Raw genomic sequence first — 10796 nt, forward strand, 5'->3', positions numbered from 1 at the left:
GTGCAACTGGTGCTAAAGGCGATACCGGTGCAACTGGTGCTAAAGGCGATACCGGTGCAACTGGTGCTAAAGGCGATACCGGTGCAACTGGTGCTAAAGGCGATACCGGTGCAACTGGTGCTAAAGGTGACACCGGTGCTACTGGTGCTAAAGGTGATACCGGTGCTACTGGTGCAGATGGTAAGAATGCTGAAGCCGACGTTAAAGACAACGGCAACGGTACTCACACTGTAACGATCAAAGACGGTAACGGTAATACCACTACTACCATTATTAAAGACGGTGCAACTGGTGCTAAAGGCGATACCGGCGCAACTGGTGCTACCGGTGCAACTGGTGCAGATGGTAAGAACGCTGAAGCCGACGTTAAAGACAACGGCAACGGTACTCACACTGTAACCATCAAAGACGGTAACGGTAATACCACTACTACCATCATTAAAGACGGTGCAACTGGTGCTAAAGGCGATACCGGTGCAACTGGTGCAGATGGTAAGAACGCTGAAGCCGACGTTAAAGACAACGGCAACGGTACTCACACTGTAACGATCAAAGACGGTAACGGTAACACTACTACTACCATCATTAAAGACGGTGCAACTGGTGCAACTGGTGCTAAAGGCGATACTGGTGCAACTGGTGCAACTGGTGCTAAAGGCGATACTGGTGCAACTGGTGCAACTGGTGCTAAAGGTGATACCGGCGCAACTGGTGCTAAAGGTGATACTGGTGCAACTGGTGCAACTGGTGCTAAAGGTGATACCGGCGCAACTGGTGCTAAAGGTGATACTGGTGCAACTGGTGCAGATGGTAAGAACGCTGAAGCCGACGTTAAAGACAACGGCAACGGTACTCATACTGTAACCATCAAAGACGGTAACGGTAATACCACTACAACCATCGTTAAAGACGGTGCAACTGGTGCTAAAGGTGATACCGGTGCAACTGGTGCTAAAGGCGATACCGGCGAAAAAGGTGAAGACGGCACCAGCATCACAGGTGAAGTTGTAGATAATGGTGATGGTACCCATACAATCACTATTACTGATCTGGGTACCGGTTCAGTCACTACTACCATCGTTAAAGACGGTAAAAACGGTAAAGACGGTGCTACTGGTGCTAAAGGTGACACCGGCGCAACTGGTGCTAAAGGTGATACTGGTGCAACTGGTGCAGATGGTAAGAACGCTGAAGCCGACGTTAAAGACAACGGCAACGGTACTCACACTGTAACGATCAAAGACGGTAACGGTAATACCACTACTACCATCATTAAAGACGGTGCAACTGGTGCCAAAGGTGATACCGGTGCAACTGGTGCAGATGGTAAGAATGCTGAAGCCGACGTTAAAGACAACGGCAACGGTACTCACACTGTAACGATCAAAGACGGTAACGGTAATACCACTACTACCATCATTAAAGACGGTGCAACTGGTGCTAAAGGTGATACCGGTGCAACTGGTGCTAAAGGCGATACTGGCGCAACTGGTGCTACCGGTGCAACTGGTGCAGATGGTAAGAACGCTGAAGCCGACGTTAAAGACAACGGCAACGGTACTCACACTGTAACCATCAAAGACGGTAACGGTAATACCACTACTACCATCGTTAAAGACGGTGCAACTGGTGCAGATGGTAAGAATGCTGAAGCCGACGTTAAAGACAACGGCGACGGTACTCATACTGTAACCATCAAAGACGGTAACGGTAATACCACTACTACCATCGTTAAAGACGGTGCAACTGGTGCCAAAGGTGATACCGGTGCAACTGGTGCAGATGGTAAGAATGCTGAAGCCGATGTTAAAGACAACGGCGACGGTACTCACACTGTAACCATCAAAGACGGTAACGGTAATACCACTACTACTATCGTTAAAGACGGTAAGAACGCTGAAGCCGAAGTTAAAGACAACGGCGATGGTACTCACACTGTAACCATCAAAGACGGTAACGGTAATACCACTACTACCATCGTTAAAGACGGTGCAACTGGTGCTAAAGGCGATACCGGTGCAACTGGTGCAGACGGTAAGAATGCTGAAGCCGACGTTAAAGACAACGGCGACGGTACTCACACTGTAACCATCAAAGACGGTAACGGTAATACCACTACTACTATCGTTAAAGACGGTGCAACTGGTGCTGCTGGTGCCAAAGGTGATACTGGTGCAGACGGTAAGAATGTTGAAGCCGATGTTAAAGACAACGGCGACGGTACTCATACTGTAACCATCAAAGACGGTAACGGTAATACCACTACTACTATCGTTAAAGACGGTAAGAACGCTGAAGCCGACGTTAAAGACAACGGCAACGGTACTCACACTGTAACCATCAAAGACGGTAACGGTAACACTACTACTACTATCGTTAAAGATGGTGCAACTGGTGCTACTGGTGCAGATGGTAAGAATGCTGAAGCCGACGTTAAAGACAACGGCAACGGTACTCACACTGTAACCATCAAAGACGGTAACGGTAATACCACTACTACCATCGTTAAAGACGGTGCAACTGGTGCAGATGGTAAGAATGCTGAAGCCGACGTTAAAGACAACGGCGACGGTACTCATACTGTAACCATCAAAGACGGTAACGGTAATACCACTACTACCATCGTTAAAGACGGTGCAACTGGTGCTAAAGGCGATACCGGCGCAACTGGTGCAACTGGTGCCGACGGTAAGAACGCTGAAGCCGATGTTAAAGACAACGGCGACGGTACTCATACTGTAACCATTAAAGACGGTAACGGTAATACCACTACTACCATCGTTAAAGACGGTGCAACTGGTGCTAAAGGTGAAGCTGGTAATACGGGTGCAACTGGTGCCGATGGTAAGAATGCCAAAGCTGATGTTAAAGACAATGGTGACGGTACTCATACAGTGACCATCGTTGACGGTGACGGTAAAACTACTACTACTATCGTTAAAGATGGTGCAACTGGTGACAACGGTAAGAACGCTGAAGCCGAAGTTAAAGACAACGGCGACGGTACTCATACTGTAACCATCAAAGACGGTAACGGTAACACCACTACTACCATCGTTAAAGACGGTGCAACTGGTGCCAAAGGCGATACCGGCGCAACTGGCGCAACTGGTGCCGACGGTAAGAACGCTGAAGCCGAAGTTAAAGACAACGGCGACGGTACTCACACTGTAACCATCAAAGACGGTAACGGTAACACTACTACTACTGTCGTTAAAGATGGTGCAACCGGTGCTACTGGTGCAGACGGTAAGAATGCTGAAGCTGAAGTTAAAGACAACGGCGACGGTACTCACACTGTAACCATCAAAGATGGTAACGGTAACACTACTACTACTGTTGTTAAAGACGGTGCTAAAGGTGATACTGGTGCAACTGGTGCTAAAGGTGATACCGGTGAAAACGGTAAGTCTGCAGAAGGTAAAGTTGAGCGTGATGAAGCTAAAGGTACTTCTACCATCACTATCAACAACTTCGATAAAGACGGTAAAGTCATCTCTACTACTACTGCAACCGTGAAAGATGGTAAAGACGGTAAAGATGGTAAAGATGCTGATGGTACCTTCGGTCTGGTTGACGAGACTGGTACTACTGACGGCTCTATCTCCAAACAGCTGAATAACACTATTCAGATTAAAGGTGATGCGGGTACTAAAGTTCAAGTATTCGACAAAGCAACCGGTAAGACTTCAGAGAAAGAAGTTCAAAACATCTTCGTTAAGAAAGACGGTGATGCGCTGAAAGTCAGCTTGAACCCTGATCTGACCGTTAACAGTGTTACTACTAACGAACTGAAAGCAGGTCCTGTAACCATCAACCAAGGTGGTATCGATGCCGGCAACACTACTATTAAAAATGTTGCTCCAGGTAAGAACGGTACCGATGCGGTTAACGTTGACCAGCTGAACCAAAAATTCGGCGATGTGAACAGCAATGTGAACAAGGTTGACAACAACGCCCGCGCAGGTGTGGCTCAAGCCTTGGCTACTGCCGGTCTGCCACAAGCTTACTTGCCAGGTAAGAGCATGCTGGCCATCGGTGGCGGTCACTACCGCGGTGAAACCGGTTACGCTGTCGGCTTCTCTAGCATCTCCGATGGTGGTAACTGGATCATCAAAGGTACTGCTTCCGGCAACTCACGTGGTCACTTCGGTGCTACCGCAGCAGTTGGTTACCAATGGTAATCTGACTTTCAGACGGCCTGAAAAGGCCGTCTGAAAAGACGAAGCAAAGTAAATGCGGCCTATTTAGGCCGCATTTTTTTATGCTTAGATTATGTTTTGAATTTATTTGATGAATTAATCAGGACAGTAGCCAAAGATAAATGAATATATCTTTAGCAGTCTGTTGCAATTCAAAAGGCCGTCTGAAACATCATTGGATGCTTCAGACGGCCTTTCTTTTATTCGCACTATATGCCATTAATCCCAAATATTTGCGCGTTCGACTTCTTTCCATGCGTCTAGAATCAGGCTGCCGTCGTTGTCTTTCAGCAAAGTAGCATCTGAGAGCATACGGCGCCAAGAGCGGGCATTTTTTAGGCCGTGCATTAAGCCTAGTGCGTGGCGGACGATGTGGCGCAGGATGGTGCCGCGTCCTGAGGCAATTTGTTCGCGACTGTATGCGTATAGCCAAGCCGCTAAATCTGCGTATTGGATTGGTGCGTGTGCGTCGTTGTAAAACAGTGCATCCCAATCGCGCATCAGCATTGGATTGTGATAAGCCTCGCGCCCGATCATGACGCCATCGACAAATTTTAAGTGTTCGGCGATTTCTTCGTTGGTGGTAATACCGCCGTTAATTAAAATTTCTGAGTCTGGAAATTCTTGTTTCAAACGGTACACGTATTCATATTTGAGTGGCGGGACTTCGCGGTTTTCTTTCGGGGATAAACCATCCAACCAGGCATTACGCGCATGGACGATAAATGTGCGACAGGCTGTTTTTTCGCGAAGTGCTCCCACAAAATCTGCCACGACTTGATATTCTGTCTGTCTGTCTACACCAATGCGGTGTTTGACCGTTACCGGAATTTCAACTGCATCCTGCATCGCATTCAAACAATCTGCCACTAAATCTACATCATTCATCAGGCAAGCGCCGAAAGCGCCTTTTTGAACGCGTGGGCTGGGGCAGCCGCAATTTAGGTTGACTTCATTATAACCATACGCCTCAGCCGCTTTGGTAGCGATTGCCAAGTCATGCGGATCTGAACCGCCAAGCTGTAAAGCTACCGGTTGCTCGCCTTCGTTGAAACTCAAAAAGCGGTCTTTATCTCCATAAACCACCGCGCCTGAATTGACCATTTCGCTATAAAGCCAGGCATTGCGCGTAATTTGTCGCGCCATGAAGCGATAGTGTCTGTCTGTCCAATCGAGCATAGGTGCAACAGACAAGCGGCGTGAAGGTAGGGAAGAAGCAGACATTGAGATGGCTTTCAAACAAAATAACGCATTATATAGTGTATCAAATTGACTTTCGATATTAGCAGTAAATCAAAATGATATCTAAGGTGTTGTAGCTGAGGCTAAATCCATTCATGGTGGTGGAAATCCAATATTCAGACGGCCAAATAAGTTTTAAAATGTCAAACAACAAACCATTAGAATGATAAGGAAAAAAACATGGCACAATTTTTCGCCATCCATCCCGATAATCCCCAAGACCGCCTCATCAAACAAGCCGCCGACATTGTCCGCAGTGGCGGCGTTATCGTTTACCCTACGGACTCCTGTTACGCGCTGGGTTGCAAACTCGGCGACAAAAACGCGATGGAACGCATTCTCTCGATTCGCAAAATCGATCAAAAACACCATCTGACCCTGATGTGTGCCGATTTGAGCGAATTGGGTACTTACGCCAAAGTAGATAATGCCCAATTCCGCCAGCTCAAAGCAGCTACGCCCGGCAGTTATACCTTTATCCTGCAGGCAACCAAAGAAGTACCCAATTGCACGCTTCACCCCAAACGTAAAACCATCGGCCTGCGTGTTCCCGACAACGCCACTGCCTTGGCGCTTTTGCAAGAATTGGGCGAACCTATTTTAAGTTGCACCCTTATGCTGCCCGAAGACGAAGAGCCATTGACCGATCCATACGAAATCCGAGATCGTCTTGAGCATGCTGTTGATTTGGTTATTGATGGCGGCTGGTGCGGTACTGAGCCGACGACGGTTATCGATATGACCGATGGCACTGAGCTGATTCGTCAAGGCAAGGGCGATATTGCCGTATTCGGTTTGTAAAACCATCCGCATTTGTATAAATAGGGATATACGTATTCTTTCTATGACGTATTAAAAGCATATTGCCAATTTTATTGATAGCTCAAAAAACAAATTATTCAATTAAGCAATTGTTCAATATCATTTCATTAAAGGCCGTCTGAAACATTTCAGACGGCCTTTTCCATTTTTTAGAAAACAATTCATTTTAAATAAAATTCCGAGCAATTGGCACGTTGCTTGCATGATTACTGTGATTGCTGATGACTTGTCGACGGAATACAACATTACGCTTATTAATAAAAACATGACTGGAGAACTTTTGATGATTGGTTTTTCTGTTCAAACGTCATGATTTTGTTTAAAAATTAAAGATAATCGGTTGATATTTTAGACTAGCGGATATTTTGTAAGTATGAAATACTATTCCACTTCGAGATAGTACAAGACCTAAATTTCGTCTCAAAGTGACAATAAACGTCAGCTTGAGATAAGCATTTTGCTGGGAAAACCCCGCATAAATTCTTAAAGTAGCGTCATGCTCATGCTCACGCTTTTACCTATCATAAAAAGAGAAAGACACACCTATGAATAAGATATTTAAAGTTGTTTGGAACCGTACGATTCAATCTTTCGTCGTAACATCCGAATTGGCCAAAGGCCGTGTGAAATCGTCTGCAGAACAAAACAGTGCAGATGTATCTGCCGAATCCGGTAAAAATGGTATTGCGACAGTTTTCAGATTGACAGTGATTTCGGCAGCTCTTTTAGGTGCGGGTAATTCGTATGCGGCAACTGCAGCACGAGGAAAAATTGAATTTGATGCTGTAACCAGTGCGACTGCGATTAGTGGTGCAACAGCGACCGGTATTGGTGCTCTGTCAGTAGGAGCATCAGCCAATGCTACGGCTAATGGTGCAGTTGCGGTAGGTACGAGTGCAAATGCAACACATAATAACAGCCTTGCTGTTGGTACAAATGCCAAGGCTACTCAAAATCATGCTGTTGCGATGGGTGCAGATACAAGTGCAAGTAGTTCAAATGCAACAGCGATAGGTAAAAGTGCCAATGCTGTTTCTGCAGATTCAACAGCATTGGGTGCAGATTCCAAAGCAAATGGTACGCAAGCGACAGCGGTAGGTAAGAATGCTCTTGCTGATAATACGAACACAACAGCATTGGGTAATTCGGCGCAAGCATTTGGTATAGGCTCAATGGCTTTGGGCCAATCCAGCACATCAAGAGGTCAAAACGGCATTGCAATTGGCAGCGGCAGTCAGGCTGCAGCCAATGCGCAAAATGCCATTGCAATCGGTACCAATGCAGTGGGTTATCAAAGTGAGTCTATCGCTATAGGTAATTCAGCCCAAGCTCAAACTGGAAATACCATTGCCATCGGTAAAGGTGCAGTGGCAAATTCTCCAGGTTCGGGTAATGCGCCATCAAGTGCTATTGCACTTGGTGCAGACGCGAATGCAACCGGCCTTGGTACGATTGCTATTGGACGTGCATCTGGGGTTCTTTCGCAAAATATTATGAATGTGAATGTAACGCACAATAATATTGCTATTGGTAATACGGCTCGAGTAGGCGATTCAAGTAGTTCTAAGATAACTCAGTCTATTGCTATTGGTTCAGGTAACCGTGTTGATCCACAGGGCAGACCTGAGGGTGCGTGGGCAAAGGGAGACCAATCTATTGCGGTTGGCGGCAATGTCTTGGCTAATGGTAATTCATCTGTTGCTATTGGTGGTGATGATTTAGATTCGGTAGGTGGTACTCGATATTCTGGCAATGCAACGGATAAATTCATCAAATATAATGAAAAAGGTGCAAAGACCGGTGAATATACGCTGAGCGGTAAAAGTCTGCGTGATATTTATAAAGAGATGACTGGTGATACGATGAATCACGGTTCTTATGGTAATACTATTGCCGGTCAAGGTTCTGTTGCATTAGGTGTGCAGTCTAATTCATCTGCCGATTTGTCTTTGGCCATCGGTACTAAATCTCAGGCGACTGCTTTTGGCGGTGTGGCTTTGGGTACAGGTGCGAAGGCTACTTTGCTGAACTCTGTGGCTTTGGGTACGGCTTCTAAAACCGATAAAGAAGGTAAGGCATACGTTCAACGCGAAATTATGGGTGTAACCTACACTTGGGCAGGCGGTCAAACTACTGATGCCGGTGATGTTGTGTCTGTCGGTTCCAAAGGTTACGAACGCCAAATCATCAATGTATCCCCTGGCGATATTTCTGCTACTTCTACTGATGCCATCAATGGCTCTCAACTTTATGGTGTATTGAGTGCGCTCGAACGCATTCGTTATTTCTCTGTTAAGTCAGAAGAAGGCAAAACTGACGGTACGAAAAACTGGAATAATGACGGCGCAAAAGCAACCAATTCTATTGCTATCGGACCGAATGCGGCAACAAGCACTGGTGCGACGGGTAGTGTTTCTTTGGGGCATAATGCTAACGTACTTGGTTCATCTTCTGTTGCTGTTGGCCCAAATGCAACTGTAACTTCAGGAACTGTAGGTGCCGTGGCTTTAGGCTCTAATGCCAATTCTCGTGGAACAGGCTCTATTGCCATAGGTTTGAATACAGAAAATGATCGCAATTACTCTATAGTCGTCGGTGCACACAGTAGAGCCAACTACGAAAATGCAACTGTTGTCGGTGCAAGGGCAGCGGCACAAAATAACGGTACGGCAATGGGCTATTTGTCAAATGCAGTCGGTGATGATTCTGTTGCTATCGGTCATCAGGCGCAGACTGCTCAATCTTATTCTATTGCCATTGGTAAGCAGGCAAACAGTTCAGGCCTTTATTCCACTGCTATTGGTTCCTCAGCCCAAGCTGCCGGGCAGAATAGTTTTGCCGGCGGTAATAATGCAAAAGCAACCGGAAGCGATTCAGTTGCTTTGGGTAGTGGCGCGACGACTACGATCGGTAGCTCTGTTGCATTGGGTAATGGTGCTGTTGGCACTGCCAATAATTTTGATGCAACAGCTAAAAATGCAACATTCAAAAACGATAGCGGTGCGACGACCAATGTCAGCTATGCGGCTTCTTCATCTGCTAAAACAGGCGCGGTTTCTGTAGGTAGCGCAGGCAATGAACGCCAAATCCAGAATGTTGCCGCAGGCCGTATTTCTGCCACTTCAACCGATGCGGTCAACGGTAGCCAACTGTACACAGTTATGAACAATGTTGGACACAATATCCAACAAAATGGCACAGACAAATCCCGTATCAATAACAACGGTACAGTCAATTACGCCGATGGCAACTTGACGACCGTTGCGGTTACCGATGGCGAGAATGCATCAAAAGTCCAAATCAACGTCACTCAAGGCACATTGTCTGTCGATAATAATGGCACAGTGTCCGCACCGACTGCTGGTGTGGCGACTGCCGGCGATGTAGCCAATGCCATCAATAATGCCAAAACCACAACCAAGGTGGCGGCAGGCAGCAACACGCATGTCAATAAGACAACTTCAGGCAAAGAAACCACTTATACCGTCAGCGCAGATAAAGCAACGGTACAAGTTTCCAATGCTTTGAATTTGACCTCCAATACTACAACTGCAGCCGATGGTTCAGTAACAACTGATTACAGTATCGATCTTGCTCAAAGTACTAAAGACGACATCCAAAAAGGCGTAGACGCCAAAACCACCGTTGATACCAAAGGCCTGACCTTCAACGGCGACAGCGGCAGCACCAATATCGAAAAACTCGGCGCTACAGTAACCGTTGCCGGCGACGACAACATCACGACTGAAGCCCAAGGTGATACCGTTACCGTCAAGCTGAACAAAGACCTGGTAGTAGACAGCGTCAAAGCCGGCGACACCACCGTTAACAACGACGGTGTGAAAGTTGCAGGCGGTCCTAGCCTGACCAAGTCCGGTATCGATGCCGCCGGTAACAAAGTGACCAACGTGGCCGACGGCGACCTCAATGCCAACAGCAAAGATGCCGTCAACGGCAGCCAACTGTTTGCGACCAACCAAAACGTCGCCAACAACGCCGCCAACATCGCCAAAGGCATCAACTTCGGCGGTACCACCGGCAGCAACAACTACGCATTGGGCGACACCATCAATGTCAAAGGCGACAGCAACATCATCAGCGAAACCGTAGCCGGTGGTGCACAGCTGAAACTGGCCAAAGACATCACCGTCGACAGCGTCACCGCAGGCGACAGCAAACTGAATTCAGACGGCCTCACCATCAGCGGCGGCCCGAGTGTGACCAAGTCCGGCATTAATGCCGCCGGCAACAAGATTACCAATGTAGCCGCCGGTACCGATGACGCCGACGCCGTCAACTACAGCCAGCTGAAACAGCAAAGCGCCGCCGCCCGTACCGAGGTTGCTGCCGGTACCAACATCAAAGACGTGGTGAAAACGACCGGCGCCAACGGCCAAGACATCTACACCGTCAACGCCAAAGGCACGACCGCGAGCGCAGGTTCGAACAAAGTGACCGTCACTGCTTCAGCAGAAGACGCGAACAACGTGACCGACTACAGCATCGACTTGGCGCAAGACACCAAAGACG

The 10796-nt window shown here is 47.4% G+C and carries 4 protein-coding genes and 1 pseudogene; 4 read left to right on the forward strand and 1 reads right to left on the reverse strand.

The window, feature by feature from the left end; translation table 11 throughout:
• Together ACTHUF_RS10915 and ACTHUF_RS10920 are read left to right on the forward strand one after the other, a co-directional pair.
• Window positions 1-2762, forward strand: a pseudogene (locus ACTHUF_RS10915) (beta strand repeat-containing protein); the annotation flags it as partial.
• Window positions 2763-2894: 132 nt separating this feature from the next.
• Complete coding sequence (locus ACTHUF_RS10920; protein ID WP_440407693.1) at window positions 2895-4184, forward strand: YadA family autotransporter adhesin; 1290 nt, start codon at window positions 2895-2897, stop codon at window positions 4182-4184.
• A 237-nt stretch (window positions 4185-4421) separates the two neighbouring features.
• Here the strand turns inward: ACTHUF_RS10920 and dusA are convergent, their stop codons facing one another.
• Window positions 4422-5426, reverse strand: coding sequence for a tRNA dihydrouridine(20/20a) synthase DusA (gene dusA, locus ACTHUF_RS10925; RefSeq protein WP_440407688.1), 1005 nt, complete (start codon window positions 5424-5426; stop codon window positions 4422-4424).
• Between the two features lie 198 nt (window positions 5427-5624).
• Between dusA and ACTHUF_RS10930 the strand changes: the two genes are divergently transcribed.
• Both ACTHUF_RS10930 and ACTHUF_RS10935 read left to right on the forward strand, forming a co-directional pair.
• Window positions 5625-6245 carry an L-threonylcarbamoyladenylate synthase gene (locus ACTHUF_RS10930; protein ID WP_440407689.1) on the forward strand — a complete coding sequence of 207 codons (621 nt, stop codon included), beginning with the start codon at window positions 5625-5627 and terminating at the stop codon, window positions 6243-6245.
• Window positions 6246-6811: 566 nt separating this feature from the next.
• Window positions 6812-10796 (forward strand): ESPR-type extended signal peptide-containing protein (locus ACTHUF_RS10935; protein ID WP_440407691.1); only part of this gene is annotated, 3985 nt, incomplete at its 3' end.

Source organism: Neisseria sp. P0024.S006, assembly GCF_051956595.1.
GTDB lineage: Bacteria > Pseudomonadota > Gammaproteobacteria > Burkholderiales > Neisseriaceae > Neisseria.